This window comes from Streptomyces sp. NPDC039480 (assembly GCF_055597165.1).
Window position 1 is genome coordinate 927,418 of sequence record NZ_JBVITX010000002.1, and the last position, 22,041, is coordinate 949,458.

Below are 22,041 nucleotides of genomic sequence, written 5' to 3' on the forward strand. Positions count from 1 at the left end.
TGGTCCGGCTTCCATGGTGCCGACGGCAAAGATGCACAGGATCGACATGATGTGGATGCACGGACGGCCGGAGAAGCATCACGCACGGTCACAAAACCCAAAACCACCGCACGCGCCCTCCCCGCTACCTCCCCCCAGCTTCCCCCCCCGGTGCCCGCCCCCGCACCCTCCCCCGTTTCCCCCGTTATCCCCCGTTCAACGGGCGCAGTGGCGGACACCGGCGGCGCCCCCGAGCTCGCCGCCGCGCAACAGTCTTCCCAGCCCCTCACCCGACGTCATTGACCATGGGCGCACACCCGTTGACCGCCAACGCACTCTCGTAGCCCGCCAACGCCCGCGCGCGTACGTCGCTCGGTGTGAGCCCGTACGCGGCACGGAAGGCGCGGGTGAAGACGGCGGGCTGTGTGAAGCCCCACCGGGCCGCGATGGCGCCGACGGGCACGGCGGCGAACGCCGGATTGGCGAGCGCCCGACGGCAGCGCTCCAGACGCAGCCGCCGGATCCAGGAGGAGACGGTCAGACCCTGCTCCTGGAAGAGCCGGTGCAGATAGCGGGTGGAGATGTGGTGCGCGGCGGCGATGCTGTCCGGATTCAGCCCGGGATCGCGCAGATGCCGCCGGACGTGACTCTGTACTTGGAGCAACAGGGCACGCTTACGACTCTCGACAGGCAACTCCGCCACGCGGTCGAGGTGCTGGGCCCCAAGATGCCCGACAAGGTCGACGAGGGTCTGACTGAGCCGATCGGACACGTCACACGACTCCCCGAACTGCCCCACATCCTCGGTGACTTGCCGCATGAACTGGGCGAGCAGAGCCCCGAACCCCTCCTGGCTGGAGATCGGCCGGGAGACGATCTCGGAGAGCCGGTCGACGGGGAAGGGCAACAGGTGCATGGGCAGCGTGGCCACGATGCTCCGCGTCGGATCGCTCCCGCCACCGCCTTGCCGCATCCACCCCTCGAAGGGCGAGGAGGACTCGTACAACAGAAAGTTCCCGGCCCCGAACTTCACGTTGCGCCCGGCCTGTTCGAACCCACTGAGCCCCGCCAGGGTCAACGACACCTGCAGACTCCCGGGATCCCCTCGACGGATATGCCGCTCCGTACGCCGCACTTCGGCCGAGGGATACGACATGGTGGTGACCGTCGCGGCCCCGAGATCGACATGGTCGACCGCAACGGGAAAGTCATCGGTGTGATCACTCCGCAGAGTCGTGGCGATGGGCGAAGCAGACTTGAGCCCACCCCACCACCCGAACCGCTCCGAGGGCGGCACACCCTCACTACTCAACCAAGACCGAATCACCCTCGCCCCTCTCCCTCCCCCCTCCCCTTCCCCTCTTCCCTTCCCCTACGACGCCATACCCCGCGGCACCCGTTCCACGACCGTCGGGCCGGAGCTCAGGCAGCTGGGTCGCTTGTCCGGGCCCCTTCTGCGGCCAGCAGACGCGCCAGGCTGTCCCGTGCGCTGTCGAGTGCGGCGAGCAGCTGCGCACGGGTCTCATCGAAATCGGGGTCGACCTCGACTCCGAGGTCTTGGCGCAGCGTGACCCGTAGCAGGTACACGCCGTCGGACAGCGGGCCGCTGAACCACGTATCGGCCCGCTGGTACGCCACGTCGAGGTCAGGGCTGCTCGGTAGATGCTTGACGACCGCGTACCCGATCCCAAGAGACCTGTTGAGTGTCGAGGCGACGTCCAGGACGTCCTTGGCCAGCGCCATCTGCGCCTGGGAGTACTCGCCCGCCCAGGCCTCCTTCGCGCTTTCGAGCGGAGCCGGGTCGATGCTTTCGCCGCGTTTCGCTGCCAAGAAGGCGTCCCGGGCGGCGACCCGGTAAGCGCGAGCAGTGGTGTTCAGACGGGCATACAGATCCCGGCGGGCTTGTATCGCCTGCTCGCGGCGTTCCTGCTCTCGTTCGCGGTCGGCCCGCTCGTTCTGCTCCTGGCTGGCGCGCCGGCTGAGCACGGCCCCGCCGAGGGTGCCCCCCAGCGTTCCGCCGACGGTGATGAGCGCGACGGCAAGCGTGGTGACGTCCACGAGATCCTCCAACTCCTCCAGTCGTCCGACTGCAGCCAGCGGCTGAAGGCCGCGGCGCCGGATCACCTCCGCCAGGCTAAGGAGTGGAGGTCGGCTCGCTTCGACCCGCATACGCCTGCACATACGCGAAGACCCCGACCTCAGCGTTTCCGCTGGTGACGGGGTCTTGGACACACTCGCACAGTGTGCCCCCGGCAGGATTCGAACCTGCGCACACGGCTCCGGAGGCCGTTGCTCTATCCCCTGAGCTACGGGGGCGTATCGTCGCGGGTTGCGCGGCGACGGGTAGAACCCTACCAGCTCTTCGGGGCTCCCCATGAACAGGTATTTCGGTGCTCGTGCGGGGGCGTGGTGGGTGCCTCCCGTGGGTGGGGGTGGGAGGCGGCGCCGGCTCGTCCGCGGGTGGCGGAAGTAGGGAAAACCGGGACGCGGTGGCGGGCGCGGACCTACTCTCGAGGTGTGCCAGGCGTGCCCGGCCGCGTGCTTGTTGTGGACGACAACAAGGTCATCCGGCAGCTGATCAGGGTCAACCTCGAGCTGGAGGGCTTCGAGGTCGTGACCGCGGCCGATGGTGTCGAATGCCTGGACATCGTGCACCAGGTCCAGCCCGATGTGATCACCCTCGATGTCGTGATGCCCCGGCTCGACGGACTGCGGACCGCCGCCCGGCTCCGTGCCGACGCGCGCATGCGTGATGTGCCCATCGTCGTCATCAGCGCCTGCACGCAGTACGAGGTCGAGAGCGGCCTGGAGGTCGGCGTCGACGCCTTCCTCGCCAAGCCCTTCGAGCCGAACGAACTGGTCGGGATAGTCCGGCAGTTGATGTTCGGGGCGAGGGGGGAGGGGAGCGGTGAGGTCGGACGTGAGCGTGACCATGGGGCTCTGGAAGCGGCCGAGTGCCGAGTCAGTGGTTGTGGAGGCGGCAGCGGGGACGTCGTAGGCGGCAGTGTCAGCGACACCGAGCGCGCCGCACACCCCGGGGGTTGACCCCAGCTCAGCCCAGTCCAGCCCCGCAGGCCCACCTCGGCAAGCCGCCGCCCCAATGCGCCCGGCAAGCCGCTGCCTTTCGGGTCCCCGGCAAGCCGCAGCCACTCGACCCGGCAAGTTCGCTGCCTCCAGCGGGCCCCGGCTCGCCGCAGCCCTCGGCTCCCGTGCAAGTCGCACCCTGCTGGGCCTCCGGCAAGCCACTGCCCGATGCCTCGGGTAATCGGCTGCCCCCGGGGCCCCGGCTCGCCGCAGCCCCCGCCCCCGTGCAAGCCGCACCCTCCTCCCCCCCCCGGCAGGCGAGCCACTGCCCGACGCCTCGGGTAATCCGCTGCCCCCGGGCCCCGGGCAACCCGCCTCCCGGCCCCAGGCAATCCACCGCCTCCCCCCCCACCCGGGAAAAACCCTCAGCCCCGCCCCCCGGGGCGAGCCCCCTCGCCCCGCCCCCCGGTCCACATCCCGGACCATCCGCTAAACCGAGTCGCCTCCCCACCCCCCTCCTCCCATACGCTTGGTCCCGTGACCCCCGTCGAGCTTTCCCGCACCGTGCTGCGCGCCATGCGCCAGGCCGTCGATGCCGGTGAGCTCAGCGTGGGCGTGGGCGTGGACTTGGATGGGGAGCTGGACGCGTCCGTCGCGTCGGGGCGTCTGCCCGTGCAGGTGGAAAAGCCCCGCCCCGGCGGCTGCGGCGACTACGCCACCAACATCGCCCTCCAGCTCGCCCGCGCCGCCGGGCGCACCCCCCGCCAAGTGGCCGAGGTGCTGTCCCCGCGGCTCGCCGCCGAGCCCGGTATCGCCGGCGTCGACATCACCGGGCCCGGGTTCCTCAACATCACCCTCGCGGGCGCCCGCGACGAAGCCCTTGTACGCGAGATCCTGGAGCGCGGCTCCTGCTACGGGCACGTGCACCCCGACACCGGCGCCCTCGCCCAGATCCACGTGCCCCGTGAGATCCGCGCCGTCGTCGTCGCCGACAGCGTCCGCCGCATCCTGCGCTCCCAGGGCGTCCTCGTCCGCGTCACCTGTGACGACGCGCCCGACCCCGCCTGGGCGGATGTACTCGGCGTCCGCGTCGACGCCCACGGGAGGCCGCCCGAGTCCCTCCCCACCCTGCGCCCCGTCCCGGCACACGCCCCCTCGGACGGCCGCGAAGGGCCCCTCCGCCTCGGCCGCGACGCCGCCCGTTGGGCGCTGCTCCACCCCGCCCCCCACGACCACCCCCGCATCACCCCCGAGGAGGGCGGCGACCAGCACCTCGTGCAGCGCGAGAGCAACCCCCTCTTCCGCGTCCAGTACGCCCACGCTCGCTCCCGCGCCCTCACCCGCAACGCCGCCGCCCTCGGCTTCACCGCCGCCCCCGGCGACATTGACACCCACCACCCCGCCACCCCCCTCCTGACCGCCCTCGCCGCCCACCCCGCCGTCCTCGCCTCCGCCGCGCGCCACCGCGCCCCGGACCGGCTCGCCCGGCACCTCGTCGTCACCGCCGACGCCTTCCTCTCCTTTCAGAGCGCTCCACACAGCGCTGCACACAGCGCCCCACAAGGGCCCCCGCGAAGCGCCGACCGAGGGCAGATCCTGCCGATGGGAGACGAGAAACCCTCGGCCGCCCACCGTGCCCGGCTCGCGCTCGCCGAAGCCGCCGGGACGGTGCTCGCCGGTGGCCTGTCCCTGCTCGGCATCAGCGCACCCGACCATCTGTGACATGTGAAAGACGAGACGACACAGCCATGAGCCGTTCCGCACACCCCGCCGGTCCCCGCCACGCCGACGTACTCCCCGAGGGCCACTACAGCGCTCCGCCCGCCGACCTGAACGCCCTCGACCCCAAGGTCTGGTCCCGCACCGTCACCCGTACGCCCGAAGGCGTCGTCAGTACGGGCGGCATCGAAGTGACGCGGCTCGCCGAGGAGTTCGGCACCCCCGCGTACTTCATCGACGAGGCCGACTTCCGCGCCCGCTGCCAGGCCTGGCGCGACGCCTTCGGCAGTGACGCCGATGTCTTCTACGCCGGCAAGGCGTTCCTGTCCCGGGCCGTCGTGCGGTGGCTGCACGAAGAAGGGCTGAACCTCGACGTGTGCAGCGGTGGTGAGCTCACCACCGCCCTCGAAGCGGGCATGCCGGCCGAGCGCATCGCCTTCCACGGCAACAACAAGACCGAGAGCGAGATCCACCGCGCGATCGAGGCCGGCGTCGGACGCATCGTCCTCGACTCCTTCCAGGAGATCGTGCGCGTCTCGCACATCGCGGAGCGGCTCGGCAAGCGGCAGCCCGTGCAGATCCGCGTGACCGTGGGCGTCGAGGCGCACACCCACGAGTTCATCGCCACGGCCCATGAGGACCAGAAGTTCGGCATCGCGCTCGCCGGTGGGCAGGCCGCCGAGGCCGTCCGCCGCGCCCTGAAGCTCGATGGGCTCGAGCTCATCGGGATCCACTCCCACATCGGGTCGCAGATCTTCGACATGGCCGGGTTCGAGGTGTCCGCGCGGCGCGTCGTGCAGCTGCTCGCCGAGGTGCGCGACGAGCACGGTGTCGAGCTGCCCGAGATCGACCTCGGCGGCGGCCTCGGCATCGCGTACACCTCCGACGACGACCCCCGCGAGCCGCACGAGATCGCGAAGGCGCTGCGCGAGATCGTCACGCGGGAGTGCGAGGCCGCGAAGCTCCGCACCCCCCGCATCTCCGTGGAGCCCGGGCGCGCCATCGTCGGTCCGACCGCCTTCACGCTCTACGAGGTCGGCACCATCAAGCCCCTCGAAGGGCTTCGTACGTACGTGTCCGTGGACGGCGGCATGTCCGACAACATCCGTACCGCGCTGTACGACGCCGAGTACACCGTCGCCCTCGTCTCCCGCTCTTCCGACGCCGAGCCCGTCCTCGTGCGCGTCGTCGGCAAGCACTGCGAGAGTGGGGACATCGTCGTACGGGATGCTTTCCTTCCGGCGGACCTCGCGCCCGGCGACCTGATCGCCGTGCCCGCGACCGGTGCGTACTGCCGGTCGATGGCGAGCAACTACAACCACGCTCTTCGCCCGCCCGTCGTCGCCGTGAAGGACGGCGAGGCGCGGGTGATCGTGCGGCGCGAGACGGAGGAAGATCTCCTGCGTCTCGACGTCGGCTGACGAAAAAACATGAAATACATGTCTCAGGATCCGGACAATGGACAGAAAGTCTGTTCCGGTGGGTGAGACTGGTTCCACCGTAGATGTATGAGAAGTGAGGTCGGATGATGCGTACGCGTCCGCTGAAGGTGGCGCTGCTGGGCTGTGGAGTGGTCGGCTCAGAGGTGGCGCGCATCATGACGACGCACGCCGACGACCTCACAGCCAGGATCGGTGCCCCGGTGGAGCTCGCCGGGGTCGCCGTCCGCAGGCCCTCCAAGGTGCGTGAGGGGATCGACCCCGACCTCATCACCACCGACGCGACCGCGCTGGTCAAGCGGGGTGACATTGACGTCATCGTCGAGGTGATCGGGGGGATCGAGCCCGCCAGGACCCTCATCACCACCGCCTTCGAGCACGGCGCCTCGGTCGTCTCCGCGAACAAGGCGCTCATCGCGCAGGACGGCGCCGCGCTGCACGAGGCGGCCGTCGAGCACGGGCGGGATCTCTACTACGAGGCCGCCGTCGCCGGCGCCATTCCGCTGCTCCGGCCGCTGCGCGAGTCCATGGCGGGAGACAAGGTCAACCGCGTCCTCGGCATCGTGAACGGCACGACGAACTTCATCCTCGATGCCATGGACACGACGGGGGCGGGCTACCAGGAGGCCCTGGACGAGGCCACCGCCCTCGGGTACGCGGAAGCCGACCCCACCGCCGACGTCGAAGGCTTCGACGCCGCCGCCAAGGCCGCGATCCTCGCCGGCATCGCCTTCCACACGCGCGTGCGTCTCGACGACGTGTACCGCGAGGGCATGACCGAGGTGACCGCCGCCGACTTCGCTTCCGCGAAGCGCATGGGCTGCACCATCAAGCTCCTCGCCATCTGTGAGCGGGCCGCCGACGGTGAGTCGGTGACCGCGCGCGTGCATCCCGCGATGATTCCGCTCAGCCACCCGCTGGCGTCGGTCCGCGAGGCGTACAACGCCGTCTTCGTCGAGGCCGAGGCCGCCGGGCAGCTCATGTTCTACGGACCCGGCGCCGGTGGCTCGCCCACCGCGTCCGCCGTCCTCGGCGACCTCGTCGCCGTCTGCCGCAACAAGCTCGCCGAAGCCACCGGGCCCGGCGACTCCGCGTACACGCAGCTGCCCGTGAGCTCCATGGGCGAGGTCGTCACGCGCTACCACATCAGCCTCGACGTGGCCGACAAGCCGGGCGTCCTCGCCCAGGTCGCGACGGTCTTCGCCGAGCACGGCGTATCGATCGATACGGTCCGTCAGACGGGCAAGGACGGCGAGGCCTCCCTCGTCGTCGTCACCCACCGCGCGCCCGACGCCGCCCTCACCGGCACCGTCGACGCGCTGCGCAAACTCGACACCGTGCGTGGTGTCGCCAGCATCATGCGGGTTGAAGGGGAGTAAGCAGCAATGACCCACCAGTGGCGCGGAATCATCGAGGAGTACCGGGACCGGCTTCCGGTCTCCGGCACCACGCCGGTCGTGACGCTCGGCGAGGGCGGCACGCCGCTCGTGGCCGCACAGGTGCTCTCCGAGCGCACGGGCTGCGAGGTCCACCTCAAGGTCGAGGGTGCCAACCCCACCGGGTCCTTCAAGGACCGCGGCATGACCATGGCGATCACCAAGGCCAAGGAGGAGGGCGCGCAGGCCGTCATCTGCGCCTCCACCGGCAACACGTCGGCGTCCGCCGCCGCCTATGCCGTACGCGCGGGCATGGTCTGCGCGGTCCTCGTGCCGCAGGGCAAGATCGCCCTCGGCAAGATGGGCCAGGCCCTCGTCTACGGCTCGAAGATCCTCCAGGTCGACGGGAACTTCGACGACTGCTTGAACCTCGCTCGAGGGCTGTCGGAGAACTACCCGGTGGCGCTGGTCAATTCGGTGAACCCGTTCCGTATCGAGGGCCAGAAGACCGCCTCGTTCGAGATCGTCGACGCCCTCGGCGACGCCCCCGACATCCACGTCCTTCCCGTCGGCAACGCCGGCAACATCACCGCCTACTGGAAGGGCTACAAGGAGTACGCGGCCGACGCGGTGTCGACCCGTACCCCCCGGATGTGGGGCTTCCAGGCCTCCGGCTCCGCGCCCATCGTGCGCGGCGAGGTCGTCAAGGACCCGTCGACGATCGCCACCGCGATTCGCATCGGCAACCCCGCGTCGTGGCAGTACGCGCTCGACGCGCGCGACGAGTCGGACGGCTTCATCGACGAGGTGACGGACCGTGAGATCCTGCGCGCCTACAAGCTGTTGGCGTCCCAGGAGGGTGTCTTCGTGGAGCCCGCGTCGGCCGCTTCGGTCGCCGGTCTGCTGAAGGCCGCCGAGCAGGGCAAGGTCGACAAGGGGCAGAGGATCGTCTGCACCGTGACCGGAAACGGCCTCAAGGACCCGGACTGGGCCGTCGCCGGCGCCCCGCAGCCGGTCACCGTCCCGGTCGACGCGGACGCCGCCGCCGAGCGCCTCGGCCTCGCGTAACCGCAGGCAAAACCCGCAACTCCGTACAGGGGGTGGCACAGGGGGCTTACGACACGCATCGTGCGCCTCCTGTGCGCCCTATGTCGCCACAGAACCTTCCTTCGATAGGCTGTACCGAACCCGCCCCGCCGCATATGCCGCGGTGCCGCCGTTGTTCGCGGCCTTCGGGTGTTCCGTACATGTGGCACGTACCGAAAATACGCAGCCTCGAAAACACGCAGCTCAAGGAGAGTCATCGAGCGATGGCCGGTCCCGCGTTCCGCGCCGCCGCCGTCCGGGTGCGCACCCCCGCCACCAGCGCCAACCTCGGCCCGGGCTTCGACGCCCTCGGCCTGGCACTGGGGCTGTACGACGACGTCGTCGTCCGGGTGGCCGACTCCGGCCTGAACATCGACATCGCGGGGGAGGGCAGCGAGACCCTTCCGCGCGACGAGTCGCATCTGCTCGTACGATCCCTGCGCACCGCCTTCGACCTGCTCGGCGGACAGCCGCGCGGTCTCGAGATCGTCTGCGCCAACCGCATCCCGCACGGCCGCGGCCTCGGCTCCTCGTCCGCCGCCATCTGCGCGGGCATCGTCGCCGCGCGCGCCGTGACCATAGGCGGCGAGGCCCGGCTCGACGACGCCGCGCTGCTCGACCTCGCCACCGAGATCGAGGGCCACCCCGACAACGTCGCCGCCTGTCTGCTCGGCGGTTTCACGCTCTCCTGGATGGACGGGGGAGCGGGGCGGGCGATCCGGATGGAACCCGCCGATTCCATCGTTCCGGTGGTTTTCGTCCCCGGAAAACCCGTCCTCACCGAGATGGCGCGCGGCCTGCTCCCGCGCACCGTCCCGCACGTCGACGCGGCCGCCAACGCGGGCCGGGCGGCCCTGCTCGTCGAGGCCCTGACCAGGCGCCCCGAGCTGCTGTTCCCCGCCACGGAGGACCGGCTGCACCAGGAGTACCGCGCCCCGGCCATGCCGGAGAGCGCCGCCCTGGTGGAGCGGCTGCGCGCCGACGGCGTGCCCGCGATGATCTCCGGCGCGGGACCCACGGTCCTCGCGCTGGTCGAAGACAGTGCGGCCGACAAGGTCGCACGACTGGCAGGGGAGGGCTGGGCGGCCAATCGCCTGGCGCTCGACGCCACGGGCACGAGCGTGCTGCCGCTCGCGCCCTGACGCAGTGAACGAAGGGATTCGGGGTGTCCCGATCCTGAGAGGGGGAATGTTTGTTGGATCCGGTAGTGTTAATCTCAAGTCTGCACCCGACCTCACCATGGCGAGGTGCTTTGCGTCCCCGTCCGGGACAACCATTCTTCCGGGAGCCTCCCAAACTGCTTCGTGCCCCGCACTGAGCGGTCCTGAGCACGCTCCGGAACCGGCGTGACCGAGCCGGGTGACACCGCACATCAGTGGCACCGCACCGGGAATCGCCATCACCAATGAATTCTTCCGCCGCGTTGGCGGACCACCGCCCCGGCACGGTCCACAGAATGCAAGGACCGATCGCCGGACAGCACAACCGGTCGCCGAGCCAGACAGGCCGACGTCCGCTCCAGGGAAGGACCCTTCGTGAGCGACACCACCGATCTGATGGGCGTGACTGCCGACACGCCCGCCACGGACGCCTCCGCGGCGCCTGCCACCGGTGCTTCGGCCGGGTCCCGGCGGCGCCGCGGCACCGGCCTTGAGGGCATGGTGCTGGCGGAACTGCAGCAGGTCGCATCGGGCCTTGGAATCAAGGGCACCGGGCGCATGCGCAAGAGCCAGCTGATCGAGGTCATCAAGGAGGCGCAGGCAGGGGGCGGAGCCCCGGCGAAGAGCGCCGCGGCTTCCGGTGAGACCACCGAGACCAAGCCCAAGCGCCGGGCCACCTCGAAGGCCCGTACGGGCGAGGACGCCGCCGAGCCCGCCGCCAAGGCGGCCAAGGCCGACGACGCCAAGGGCGGCAAGGCCGAGAAGGCCGCCACCCAGCAGCAGATCGACATCCCCGGCCAGCCCGCCGGCGGCCCCGGCCGCACGGCCGAGGCCGACCGCGGCGGAGACGACCAGCCGGCCGGCGAGCGCCGTCGGCGCCGCGCCACCGCCGACGCGGGCAGCCCGGAGACCGTCACCGCCGAGGCGAAGACCGAGGCCAAGGGCGACGCGTCCGAGGCCAAGGGCGACAAGGGCGGCGACAACTCCGGCGACGGCGCCGAGGGCCGCCGCGACCGCCGTGACCGGCAGGGCCGCGGCCGCGACCGCGACCGCCGCGGGAACAAGGGCGACGACCAGCAGGGTGGCGGCCGTCCGGACCGCCAGGACCGGCAGGACCGTCAGCAGCAGGGCGGCGGCCGTCCGGACCGCCAGGACCGGCAGGACCGTCAGCGGGACAACGGTCCGCAGGACGACGACGACTTCGAGGGTGGCCGCCGTGGCCGCCGGGGCCGTTACCGGGACCGCCGTGGCCGTCGCGGCCGCGACGAGCAGGGCTTCGGCAACGAACCGCAGGTCTCCGAGGACGACGTCCTGATCCCCGTCGCGGGCATCCTGGACATCCTCGACAACTACGCGTTCATCCGTACGTCGGGCTACCTCCCCGGTCCCAACGACGTGTACGTCTCGCTGGCCCAGGTCCGCAAGAACGGCCTGCGCAAGGGCGACCACGTCACCGGCGCGGTCCGTCAGCCCAAGGACGGCGAGCGCCGCGAGAAGTTCAACGCGCTCGTGCGCCTCGACTCGGTCAACGGCATGGCGCCCGAATCCGGGCGCGGGCGACCGGAGTTCAACAAGCTGACGCCCCTTTACCCGCAGGACCGGCTCCGCCTGGAGACCGACCCGGGTGTGCTGACGACCCGCATCATCGACCTCGTCGCGCCCATCGGCAAGGGCCAGCGCGGTCTGATCGTGGCCCCGCCGAAGACCGGCAAGACCATGATCATGCAGGCGATCGCCAACGCGATCACGCACAACAACCCCGAGTGCCACCTGATGGTCGTCCTGGTCGACGAGCGTCCGGAAGAGGTCACCGACATGCAGCGGTCGGTGAAGGGCGAGGTCATCTCCTCGACCTTCGACCGTCCCGCCGAGGACCACACCACGGTCGCCGAGCTCGCCATCGAGCGCGCCAAGCGGCTGGTCGAGCTGGGCCACGACGTCGTCGTACTGCTCGACTCGATCACCCGTCTGGGCCGTGCGTACAACCTCGCGGCGCCGGCCTCCGGCCGCATCCTGTCCGGTGGTGTCGACTCGACGGCCCTCTACCCGCCGAAGCGCTTCTTCGGTGCCGCGCGCAACATCGAGGACGGCGGCTCGCTGACCATCCTCGCGACCGCGCTCGTCGACACCGGGTCCCGCATGGACGAGGTCATCTTCGAGGAGTTCAAGGGCACCGGCAACGCCGAGCTCAAGCTCGACCGCAAGCTCGCCGACAAGCGCATCTTCCCGGCGGTGGACGTGGACGCGTCCGGTACCCGTAAGGAAGAGATCCTGCTCGGCAGCGACGAGCTCGCCATCACCTGGAAGCTGCGCCGCGTGCTGCACGCGCTCGACCAGCAGCAGGCGATCGAGCTGCTGCTCGACAAGATGAAGCAGACGAAGTCGAACGCCGAGTTCCTGCTGCAGATCCAGAAGACGACGCCGACGCCGGGCAACGGCAACGACTAGTCGTCCTCAGCGGTCCGAAGAGCCGCCCCGTCACCTCTGTGACGGGGCGGCTCTTCTGTTGCCCGGCGTGACCGGAGCGAGACCTTGGCCACACGTCTAAGAGATTCTCACGGTCACAGCCGGTAGCGCGGAACCGGTCGAAAGCGCAGGTGAGGGGCCGAAATGCGGATGCTCAAGGCACTCTCCGTAGTGGTCGCACCCCGGGGCGCACACAGGGGGTCGTGCAACCCTTCTTTCGGTTTTCCCGTCTGACAAGTGACGGAAAGCCACGCCTGGCCCTGAAAGCAGGGGGTAACCGACCGACGAGGACTGAGGAGCGCATGACCGACGAGAGCAGGGCCGCCGACGCGCCGAGGCGCGGCAAGCGCGGTCGCCGCCGCAAGCCGCGCAGCAAGCGCAAGAAGGTTCTCGTCGTCACGGCCTGGACCGCCGCGGGAGTGGCCGTCCTCGGAGGCACCGGCCTCGGCTACGTCTACTTCAAGCTCAACGGCAACATCAAGGGCGTCGACATCAACGCCGCGCTCGGCACCGACCGCCCCATGGACGTCGACAACGGCTCCCAGGACATCCTCGTCCTCGGCTCCGACTCGCGCTCCGGCGACAACGCCAAGTACGGCAAGGACGAGGGCGCGGCCCGCTCGGACACCGCGATGATCGTGCACGTCTACAAGGGCCACAAGAAGGCCAGCGTCGTCTCCATACCCCGCGACACCCTGATATCCCGGCCGGACTGCACGACCGAGGACGGCAAGACGACCCCCGGCGGGCAGCGGCAGATGTTCAACACGGCGTACGAGGTCGGCGGCCCCGCCTGCGCCGTCAAGACGGTCGAGAAAATGTCCGGCATCCGGATGGACCACTACGTAGAAGTCGATTTCACGGGCTTCAAGAAGCTCATCGACACCCTCGGTGGCGTCGACATCACCACCAAGAAGGACATCCGCGACAAGGACAGCCACCTGGACCTGGACGCGGGCACGCACACCCTGAACGGCGAGCAGGCCCTCGGCCTCGTCCGCACCCGGCACGGCGTCGGCGACGGCAGCGACCTCGGCCGCATCCAGCTCCAGCAGGCCTTCATCAAGGCCCTCCTCGACCAGGTCAAGGACGTCGGCGTCTTCGGCAACCCGAAGAAGCTCTGGGACCTCGCGGACGACGCGACCAGCGCCATCACCACCGACTCCGACCTCAACGACGTCAAGAGCCTCGCGAGCTTCGCGAACGGCCTCAAGGGCATCGGCGCGGGCGACATGAAGATGGTCACGCTGCCCATCCAGTACGACCCGAGCGACCGCAACCGCGTCCTCCCCCTGGAGGAGGCCGACCGGCAGGTCTGGGACGCCCTCAAGGCCGACAAGCCCATCCCCAAGTCCGCCACCGAGGAGTCCGCGGGCGACAAGGGCGACGTGGGCGACGTGGTCGCCGGGCACTGACCCTCAGGGGCAGGCCTTGAGGACGGAGCAGGAATAGATCGGCGCGCCCCCCGGTTTTGGGAGATACGGCCGGTCCTGGCAGACTGGTACGTCGGCCCCGGTTCACGTACGAGCAATCCGCGCGTACGACCCGGCGCCCTCCCGAAACTAGGAGACACCTTGAAGCGCGACATCCACCCCGAGTACGTCGAGACCCAGGTCAGCTGCACCTGCGGTGCGTCGTTCACCACCCGCAGCACGATCTCCAGCGGCACCGTCCGCGCCGAGGTCTGCTCCGAGTGCCACCCGTTCTACACGGGCAAGCAGAAGATCCTCGACACCGGTGGCCGCGTGGCCCGCTTCGAGGCCCGCTTCGGCAAGGCTGCAGGCGCCAACAAGTAGCGAGCCACTGCGCCGGTCATCGGCTGCCCTCGGGAGGGGGTGGCCGGGACCGGCGCTTTTGCCGTCCCGCAGCCAATTCGCGTAGAACCGCGCGGAGAACCTTCGCGCAGAAAACCAGGAGCCCCCGATGTTCGAGGCGGTCGAGGAACTGATCGGCGAGCACGCCGATCTCGAGAAGAAGCTCGCCGACCCGTCGGTCCACGCCGACCAGGCCAACGCGCGCAAGCTCAACAAGCGCTACGCCGAGCTGACCCCGATCGTGGCGACGTACCGCTCCTGGAAGCAGACCGGGGACGACATCGAGACCGCGCGCGAGTTCGCGGCCGACGACCCCGACTTCGCCGCCGAGGTCAAGGACCTGGAGCGGCAGCGCGAGGCCATCACCGAGAAGCTGCGGCTGCTGCTCGTGCCCCGTGACCCGTCCGACGACAAGGACGTCATCCTGGAGATCAAGGCGGGCGCGGGCGGCGACGAGTCGGCCCTGTTCGCCGGCGACCTCCTGCGCATGTACCTGCGGTACGCCGAGCGCGTCGGCTGGAAGACCGAGATCATCGACTCCACCGAGTCCGAGCTCGGCGGCTACAAGGACGTCCAGGTCGCCGTGAAGACCAAGGGCGGCCAGGGCGCCACCGAGCCCGGCCAGGGCGTCTGGGCGCGGCTGAAGTACGAGGGCGGCGTGCACCGCGTGCAGCGCGTACCCTCCACCGAGTCCCAGGGCCGCATCCACACCTCCGCGGCCGGCGTGCTCGTGACGCCCGAGGCCGAGGAGATCGACGTCGAGATCCACGCGAACGACCTGCGGATCGACGTCTACCGCTCCTCCGGGCCCGGCGGCCAGTCCGTCAACACCACCGACTCCGCGGTGCGCATCACCCACCTGCCCACCGGCGTCGTCGCCTCCTGCCAGAACGAGAAGAGCCAGCTGCAGAACAAGGAGCAGGCGATGCGTATTCTGCGCTCCAGGCTCCTCGCCGCGGCCCAGGAAGAGGCGGAGAGCAAGGCCGCGGACGCCCGCCGCAGCCAGGTCCGCACCGTCGACCGCTCCGAGAAGATCCGGACGTACAACTTCCCGGAAAACCGGATCTCGGACCACCGCGTCGGCTTCAAGGCGTACAACTTGGACCAGGTGCTCGACGGAGACCTCGACTCGGTCATCCAGGCCTGCGTCGACGCGGACTCCGCGGCGAAGCTCGCCGCCGCTTGAGGCACTCTCGTACGACCCGTCCCGACCCGCCCCGGAGGACCAGCGTGAACCTGCTGCTCGCGGAAGTGGCCCAGGCCACCCAGCGGCTGGCCGACGCCGGCGTGCCCTCGCCGCGCAACGACGCGGAGGAGCTCGCCGCCTTCGTGCACGGCGTGAAGCGGGGCGAGCTGCACTCCGTCAAGGACGCCGACTTCGACGCCCGCTACTGGGAGACCGTCGCGCGGCGCGAGGCCCGCGAGCCGCTGCAGCACATCACGGGGCGGGCCTTCTTCCGCTACCTGGAGCTGCAGGTCGGCCCCGGCGTCTTCGTGCCCCGCCCGGAGACCGAGTCCGTCGTCGGCTGGGCCATAGACGCCGTCCGCGCGATGGACGTCGTCGAGCCGCTCATCGTCGACCTGTGCACCGGCTCCGGAGCCATCGCGCTCGCCATGGCCCAGGAGGTCCCGCGCTCGCGGGTGCACGCCGTCGAGCTGTCCGAGGACGCCCTCACGTGGACGCGGAAGAACGTCGAGGGGTCCAGGGTCAAGCTGGTCCAGGGAGACGCCAGGGACGCCTTCCCGGAGCTCGACGGACAGGTCGACCTCGTGATCTCCAACCCGCCGTACATCCCGCTCACCGAATGGGAGTACGTCGCCCCGGAGGCCCGCGACCACGACCCCGAACTCGCCCTCTTCTCCGGCGAGGACGGCCTCGACCTGATCCGCGGCATCGAGCGCACCGCCCACCGGCTGCTCCGCCCCGGCGGAGTCGTCGTCATCGAGCACGCGGACACCCAGGGCGGCCAGGTCCCGTGGATCTTCACCGAGGAGCGGGGCTGGGCCGACGCGGCCGACCACCCCGACCTCAACAACAGGCCCCGCTTCGCGACCGCCCGCAGGGCGATGCCGTGACGACCCAGATCATCAGTGTCAGCTTTTCAGTGAGGAGTCCGGACTAATGGCACGGCGATACGACACCAACGACGCGACCGACCGTACGACCGGTCTGCGCGAGGCCGCGTCCGCCGTCCGCCGTGGCGAGCTGGTCGTGCTGCCCACCGACACCGTCTACGGCATCGGCGCCGACGCCTTCACCCCGGAGGCTTGCTCGGACCTGCTGGACGCCAAGGGCCGCGGCCGCAACATGCCCACGCCCGTCCTGATCGGCTCGCCGAACACGCTGCACGGCCTGGTGACCGACTTCTCCGAGATGGCCTGGGAGCTCGTCGACGCCTTCTGGCCCGGCGCCCTGACCCTGGTCGCCAAGCAGCAGCCGTCGCTCCAGTGGGACCTCGGCGACACCCGCGGCACGGTCGCCATCCGCATGCCGCTGCACCCCGTCGCCATCGAACTGCTCACCGAGGTCGGCCCGATGGCCGTCTCCTCGGCGAACCTCACGGGGCACCCCGCCCCGGAGAACTGTGACGCCGCGCAGGAGATGCTCGGCGACTCCGTCTCCGTGTACCTGGACGGCGGCCCGACCCCCGGCATCGTCCCGTCGTCGATCGTCGACGTCACGGGCAAGGTGCCGGTGCTGCTGCGCGCGGGCGCGCTGACCGCGGACGAGCTGCGCAAGGTGGTACCCGACCTCGAGGTGGCGAATTGACAGCCCCTGAGACGGGGCGTGGCATAGCGGGCTTCCCGGGCTCCGCGGACGCCTTCCGCATCCTCCACGTCAGCACCGGCAACGTGTGCCGCTCACCCATCACCGAGCGGCTGACCAGGCATGCCCTGGCCGACCGCCTGGGCGACCCGCTGACCGGCGGCCTCATCGTGGAGAGCGCGGGCACCTGGGGCCACGAGGGCGCCCCCATGGAGACCAACGCCGAGACGGTCCTCGCCGACTTCGGCGCGGACGCCAGCGGCTTCATGGGGCGCGAGCTCCTCGACGACCACGTCATCCGCGCCGACCTGGTCCTGACCGCCACCCGCGACCACCGGGCGCAGGTCATCTCCATGGGCCACTCGGCGGGCCTGCGCACCTTCACGCTCAAGGAGTTCACCCGGCTCGTGCGGGCCATAGACCCGACGACCCTGCCCGAGCCCGACGGCAACGGCGTGGTCGAGCGGGCGCGAGCCCTGGTCCGGGCCGCCGCCGCGCTGCGCGGCTGGCTCCTCGCGCCGAACGTGGAGGCCGACGAGGTGTACGACCCGTACGGGGCGCCCCTGCCGTTCTTCCGTTCCGTGGGCGACGAGATCAACCAGGCACTCGACCCGGTGGTGACGGCGCTGACCGGGGTGCCCGCGCACATGTAGCGGCCTACATTGGATCTGAGGTCACCCCCCGCACGGCCCCGGAGCCCACGATGTCGCTCAGCACGGTCAGCACCGCACCCGCCGCACCCTCCGCCTCCGCCGCGTACACGGATCTCGAGGGGCTGCGGAGGCAGGACCCCGAGCTCGCCGACGTCCTCATCGGCGAGGCCGCCCGGCAGTCCGACGCGCTCCAGCTGATCGCCGCCGAGAACTTCACGTCGCCCGCCGTCCTCACCGCCCTCGGCTCGCCGCTCGCCAACAAGTACGCCGAGGGCTACCCCGGCGCCCGCCACCACGGGGGCTGCGAACTGGTCGACGTCGCCGAGCGGATCGCCGTCGACCGCGCCAAGGCCCTGTTCGGCGCCGAGCACGCCAACGTACAGGCGCACTCCGGGTCCTCCGCCGTCCTCGCCGCGTACGCCGCGCTGCTGCGGCCCGGCGACACGGTCCTGGCCCTCGGGCTGCCGTACGGCGGACATCTCACGCACGGCTCGCCCACCAACTTCTCCGGCAGATGGTTCGACTTCGTCGGCTACGGCGTGGACCCCGAGAGCGGCCTGCTCGACTACGACCAGGTGCACGCCCTCGCCCGCTCGCACCAGCCCAAGGCCATCGTGTGCGGCTCCATCGCCTATCCACGGCACATCGACTACGCGGCCTTCCGTGAGATCGCCGACGACGTGGGCGCCTACCTCATCGCCGACGCCGCGCACCCCATGGGCCTGATCGCCGGGGGAGCGGCGCCCAGCCCGGTGCCGTACGCCGACGTGGTCTGCGCGACCACCCACAAGGTCCTGCGCGGCCCGCGAGGCGGCCTCCTGCTGTGCGGGGCGGACCTCGCGGAACGGATCGACCGGGCCGTCTTCCCGTTCACCCAGGGCGGCGCCCAGATGCACACGATCGCCGCCAAGGCCGTGGCGTTCGGGGAGGCGGCGACGCCGGCCTTCGCGGCGTACGCCCATCAGGTGGTCGAGCACGCGCGGACCCTCGCGGAGGCGCTGGCCGCGGTCGGTTTCGCCATCGCCACCGGCGGCACGGACACGCACCTGGTCCTGGCCGACCCCGCACCCCTGGGCGTGGACGCCCGAACCGCCCGCGCCAGGCTCGCGGCGGCCGGCATCTTCCTCGACACCTGCGCCCTGCCGCACGGCGACACCCGCGGCCTCCGCCTCGGCACCGCCGCCGTCACCACCCAGGGCATGGGCGCCCCCGAAATGGCACGCATCGCGGCACTGCTGGCCGAAGCAGTGCGCGAGGAGTCGAACGTACGAGAAGAGGTACGCGAACTGGTGGGAAGATTTCCGCCCTACCCGGCCCGGTGAGGGACGGCCGCCGCAGGGGGCTGACGGTGCTGGTGGGATGCTCGTGCAACCATCGTCGCTACCCGGAAGTCCCCAACCCTATGCGCGCAAAGCTAGGGTGTGGGGCTGTGACGGCCAGCGAGACCTGTGGGGAAGCCCGTGCGTGAATACCTGCTGACGCTCTGCATCACGGCTGCGGTGACCTACCTGCTGACCGGCCCGGTGCGGAAGTTCGCGATCGTGGCCGGTGCCATGCCGGAGATCCGCGCTCGTGACGTGCACCGGGAGCCGACGCCCCGGCTCGGCGGGATCGCGATGTTCTTCGGCCTGTGCGCCGGCCTCCTCGTCGCCGACCACCTGCCGAACCTGAACACGGTCTTCGAGAACTCCAACGAGCCGCGCGCGCTGCTCTCCGGGGCGGCGCTGATCTGGCTGATCGGCGTCCTGGACGACAAGTTCGAGATCGACGCGCTGATCAAGCTCGGCGGCCAGATGATCGCCGCCGGCGTGATGGTCATGCAGGGTCTGACGATCCTGTGGATCCCGGTCCCCGGCGTCGGCACGGTCTCGCTCACCTCCGGCCAGGGCACCCTCCTGACGGTCGCGCTCGTCGTCATCACGATCAACGCCGTCAACTTCGTCGACGGTCTCGACGGCCTCGCGGCGGGCATGGTGTGCATCGCCTCGGCGGCGTCCTTCATGTACGCCTACCGCATCTGGTACGGCTACGGCATCGAGGCCGCGGCCCCCGCCACGCTCTTCGCCGCCATCCTCATGGGCATGTGCCTCGGCTTCCTGCCGCACAACATGCACCCGGCCAGGATCTTCATGGGCGACTCGGGCTCGATGCTCATCGGGCTCGTCCTCGCCGCCGGCGCGATCTCCGTCACCGGCCAGGTCGACCCCGCCGCGATGAAGCTGAACTTCGGCGGCGGCCGCGATGCCACGCACGCGATGCTGCCGGTCTTCATCCCGCTCCTGATGCCGCTCACGATCATCGCGATCCCCTTCGCGGACCTGGTCCTCGCCATCGTCCGGCGCACCTGGAACGGCAAGTCGCCGTTCGCCGCCGACCGCGGCCACCTGCACCACCGGCTCCTGGAGATCGGCCACTCGCACAGCCGCGCGGTGCTGATCATGTACTTCTGGTCGGCGCTCATCGCCTTCGGCACCGTCGCGTACTCCGTGCACTCGACGAGCATGTGGATCCTGCTGATGATCGTCGCGCTCAGCGGTCTCGGCCTCGTGCTGCTCCTCCTGCCGCGCTTCACCCCGCGCACGCCGCGGTGGGCGGAGGCCTTCGTGCCGCCGCGCTACCGCCGTCGCGGCGCTGCCGCCGCCGAACCGGCCGCCCACGACGCGATGCCGGCGGAGGAGGAGGCTCCGGTCCCCGTGGGCGTCAACGGAGCGACCGCGATCGGCGCCCGCTCGCGCTACGAGGAGCGGCGGGAAGCCGAGACGTCGCGATGACGCCCGTTTCCAAAACACCCCATTACCAGACAAGCCGCCCCGCTGAGTGCACATGCGCGCGGATTACTTCTCATGTGTGACAGTGGGCACACCAAGCAGGTAAAGACCTCATCAAATAGTTTGTGATACGGTTCACGAGATCCCGGGATAGAGCCGAAGGACCGTAGTGCGACGGTCCATTGGCCCGAGGGCCCCTCTCGACCCGGGTCTACGCTCGTCCATGACGACACCCTGCCCCCATCAGTAAGCGGAGCTGCCGCCATGCCGTCTCAAGACACCCGAAATCTCCTTCAGTCCGCTGTGCCCACAGCTGCCGTCGGCGCGATCGTCGCCGCGGTCAGTGCCGTGGTGGCCGGCGGAAAGGGGGCCATCGGGGCTGTCGTCGGCACCCTGGTCGTCATCGCTTTCATGGGGCTCGGTCTCTTCGTCCTGCAACGGACGGCAAAATCGCTTCCGCAGCTGTTCCAGGCGATGGGCATGATGCTTTATGTCGCCCAACTCCTGTTGCTGCTCTTCTTCGTGGCCCTGTTCAAGGACACGACTCTGTTCAGCCCGAAGGCATTCGCCGTCGGACTTGTGGTGGCCACCGTCGCGTGGATGGCCTCGCAGGCCCGCGCGCACATGAAAGCCAAGATCCTTTACGTCGACCCCGACTCCGTCAGCGACTCCGAGAAGAAGGACAAGCCGGAGAAGTCAGGGTCGTCGTCGTGAAGGGTAGGGGCGGGATAAATGGCCGTTCGAGATGCTGCTATCGTCCGGTGCCAACTGCGGCACTGCTGGCGCGGGCATCTGAGCTGACGCCTGCACGATCGCGAGGCTCGATGCCTGAACGCCGCTCACACTTCCGAAACACCAGTCCGGTGCCGACCCGCGGCCGCGTGCCGCGCCGACACGACAACGAGGTTGCCGTACCTATGCGTCACGCCGAAGGAGCCCGCGGTGAGTGCTGACCAAAATGAGCTCGCCTTCAACTGGAGCTGTCGGATCATGTCCGACAACGGCTGTGGCTTCCCGGCTCCGGGCCTGCACTCGTTCCTCTTCAAGCCGATCGCCACGGTCGGCGGGGTCGAGATCAACAAGGTGATGCTGCTCGCCCTGTTGACCACGCTTGTCGTCGTCACCTTCTTCTATGTGGCGTTCGGCAAGGCCAAGATGGTCCCGGGCAAGCTGCAGATGATCGGCGAGGCCGGTTATGACTTCGTGCGACGCGGGATCGTCTACGAGACCCTCGGCAAGAAGGAGGGCGAGAAGTACGTCCCCCTGATGGTCTCGATCTTCTTCTTCGTGTGGATCATGAACATCTGGTCCGTGATCCCGCTGGCCCAGTTCCCGGTCTCGTCGATCATCGCGTACCCGGTCGTGCTGGCACTCCTGGTTTACGTGCTCTGGGTGGGTCTGACCTTCAAGCGCCACGGTTTCGTGGGCGGTTGGAAGAACATCACGGGCTACGACAACTCGCTCGGCCCGATCAAGTGGCTCGTGTCGTTCATCGAGTTCTTCTCGAACCTGCTCGTGCGTCCCTTCACGCACGCGGTGCGACTGTTCGCCAACATGTTCGCCGGTCACCTGATGCTGGTGATGTTCACCGTCGCCTCCTGGTACCTGCTGAACAGCTACATGATCCCCGCCGCGGGCGTCTCCTTCGTGATGACCGTGGTCATGATCCTCTTCGAGCTTTTCGTGCAGGCCGTCCAGGCGTACGTCTTCGTACTCCTCGCCTGCACGTACATCCAGGGCGCGCTCGCCGAGCACCACTGAGCCGTCCCGCCGCAAACCCCCAGATCGCC

The 22,041-nt window shown here is 69.8% G+C and carries 19 protein-coding genes and 1 tRNA gene; 17 read left to right on the forward strand and 3 right to left on the reverse strand.

Annotation, left to right across the window (positions count from 1 at the left end; genetic code table 11):
- Nucleotides 1-265: 265 nt before the first annotated feature.
- From ACZ56E_RS10100 to ACZ56E_RS10110, 3 genes are all read right to left on the reverse strand, one after another.
- Nucleotides 266-1,306, reverse strand: coding sequence for a helix-turn-helix domain-containing protein (locus tag ACZ56E_RS10100; protein WP_471212919.1), 1,041 nt, complete (start codon nucleotides 1,304-1,306; stop codon nucleotides 266-268).
- A 95-nt stretch (nucleotides 1,307-1,401) separates the two neighbouring features.
- Entirely contained in the window at nucleotides 1,402-2,103 is a 702-nt protein-coding gene (locus ACZ56E_RS10105) for a hypothetical protein (protein WP_471212921.1), read from the reverse strand.
- A 120-nt stretch (nucleotides 2,104-2,223) separates the two neighbouring features.
- Nucleotides 2,224-2,295: transfer RNA gene (locus ACZ56E_RS10110), tRNA-Arg, on the reverse strand.
- Between the two features lie 201 nt (nucleotides 2,296-2,496).
- On the opposite strand from ACZ56E_RS10110, the gene ACZ56E_RS10115 reads away from it, so the two are divergent.
- The 17 genes from ACZ56E_RS10115 to atpB all read left to right on the forward strand — a co-directional run bounded on the left by ACZ56E_RS10115 (nucleotide 2,497) and on the right by atpB (nucleotide 22,012).
- On the forward strand, nucleotides 2,497-3,024 hold the full coding sequence (locus tag ACZ56E_RS10115; protein ID WP_471212923.1) for a response regulator: 528 nt from the start codon (nucleotides 2,497-2,499) through the stop codon (nucleotides 3,022-3,024).
- A 516-nt stretch (nucleotides 3,025-3,540) separates the two neighbouring features.
- Nucleotides 3,541-4,725, forward strand: a complete 1,185-nt coding sequence (gene nrtL, locus ACZ56E_RS10120) for an ArgS-related anticodon-binding protein NrtL (RefSeq protein WP_471212927.1) — start codon at nucleotides 3,541-3,543, stop codon at nucleotides 4,723-4,725.
- A gap of 26 nt (nucleotides 4,726-4,751) precedes the next feature.
- A complete protein-coding gene (gene lysA, locus ACZ56E_RS10125; RefSeq protein WP_471212929.1) occupies nucleotides 4,752-6,143 on the forward strand; it encodes a diaminopimelate decarboxylase in 1,392 nt (463 codons plus the stop codon).
- A 104-nt stretch (nucleotides 6,144-6,247) separates the two neighbouring features.
- A complete protein-coding gene (locus ACZ56E_RS10130; protein WP_468608870.1) occupies nucleotides 6,248-7,540 on the forward strand; it encodes a homoserine dehydrogenase in 1,293 nt (430 codons plus the stop codon).
- 6 nt (nucleotides 7,541-7,546) lie between these two features.
- Nucleotides 7,547-8,605 (forward strand): threonine synthase, encoded by a 1,059-nt coding sequence (gene thrC, locus ACZ56E_RS10135; protein WP_468608868.1) that lies wholly within the window; start codon nucleotides 7,547-7,549, stop codon nucleotides 8,603-8,605.
- Nucleotides 8,606-8,847: 242 nt separating this feature from the next.
- A complete protein-coding gene (gene thrB / locus ACZ56E_RS10140) occupies nucleotides 8,848-9,765 on the forward strand; it encodes a homoserine kinase (protein WP_471212933.1) in 918 nt (305 codons plus the stop codon).
- A 393-nt stretch (nucleotides 9,766-10,158) separates the two neighbouring features.
- On the forward strand, nucleotides 10,159-12,231 hold the full coding sequence (gene rho, locus ACZ56E_RS10145) for a transcription termination factor Rho (RefSeq protein ID WP_471212937.1): 2,073 nt from the start codon (nucleotides 10,159-10,161) through the stop codon (nucleotides 12,229-12,231).
- Between the two features lie 320 nt (nucleotides 12,232-12,551).
- Entirely contained in the window at nucleotides 12,552-13,664 is a 1,113-nt protein-coding gene (locus tag ACZ56E_RS10150) for an LCP family protein (protein ID WP_471212939.1), read from the forward strand.
- Between the two features lie 159 nt (nucleotides 13,665-13,823).
- A complete protein-coding gene (gene rpmE, locus ACZ56E_RS10155; protein WP_098244794.1) occupies nucleotides 13,824-14,045 on the forward strand; it encodes a 50S ribosomal protein L31 in 222 nt (73 codons plus the stop codon).
- A gap of 127 nt (nucleotides 14,046-14,172) precedes the next feature.
- Complete coding sequence (gene prfA, locus ACZ56E_RS10160) at nucleotides 14,173-15,249, forward strand: peptide chain release factor 1 (RefSeq protein WP_468608861.1); 1,077 nt, start codon at nucleotides 14,173-14,175, stop codon at nucleotides 15,247-15,249.
- A 44-nt stretch (nucleotides 15,250-15,293) separates the two neighbouring features.
- The gene (gene prmC, locus ACZ56E_RS10165; RefSeq protein ID WP_468608859.1) at nucleotides 15,294-16,139 is read left to right on the forward strand and encodes a peptide chain release factor N(5)-glutamine methyltransferase; all 846 of its coding nucleotides are present in this window, start codon (nucleotides 15,294-15,296) and stop codon (nucleotides 16,137-16,139) included.
- A gap of 46 nt (nucleotides 16,140-16,185) precedes the next feature.
- On the forward strand, nucleotides 16,186-16,833 hold the full coding sequence (locus ACZ56E_RS10170; protein WP_362990246.1) for an L-threonylcarbamoyladenylate synthase: 648 nt from the start codon (nucleotides 16,186-16,188) through the stop codon (nucleotides 16,831-16,833).
- On the forward strand, nucleotides 16,830-17,483 hold the full coding sequence (locus ACZ56E_RS10175) for an arsenate reductase/protein-tyrosine-phosphatase family protein (RefSeq protein ID WP_362990248.1): 654 nt from the start codon (nucleotides 16,830-16,832) through the stop codon (nucleotides 17,481-17,483). Before ACZ56E_RS10170 ends, ACZ56E_RS10175 begins: the two co-directional genes overlap by 4 nt.
- A 50-nt stretch (nucleotides 17,484-17,533) precedes the next feature.
- Nucleotides 17,534-18,805 (forward strand): serine hydroxymethyltransferase, encoded by a 1,272-nt coding sequence (locus ACZ56E_RS10180; RefSeq protein ID WP_471212942.1) that lies wholly within the window; start codon nucleotides 17,534-17,536, stop codon nucleotides 18,803-18,805.
- A 138-nt stretch (nucleotides 18,806-18,943) separates the two neighbouring features.
- The gene (locus ACZ56E_RS10185) at nucleotides 18,944-20,254 is read left to right on the forward strand and encodes an MraY family glycosyltransferase (RefSeq protein ID WP_468608855.1); all 1,311 of its coding nucleotides are present in this window, start codon (nucleotides 18,944-18,946) and stop codon (nucleotides 20,252-20,254) included.
- A 261-nt stretch (nucleotides 20,255-20,515) separates the two neighbouring features.
- On the forward strand, nucleotides 20,516-20,965 hold the full coding sequence (locus tag ACZ56E_RS10190) for a hypothetical protein (RefSeq protein ID WP_471212944.1): 450 nt from the start codon (nucleotides 20,516-20,518) through the stop codon (nucleotides 20,963-20,965).
- Nucleotides 20,966-21,241: 276 nt separating this feature from the next.
- Entirely contained in the window at nucleotides 21,242-22,012 is a 771-nt protein-coding gene (atpB, locus tag ACZ56E_RS10195; protein ID WP_468563801.1) for a F0F1 ATP synthase subunit A, read from the forward strand.
- The last annotated feature ends 29 nt before the right edge of the window (nucleotides 22,013-22,041 follow it).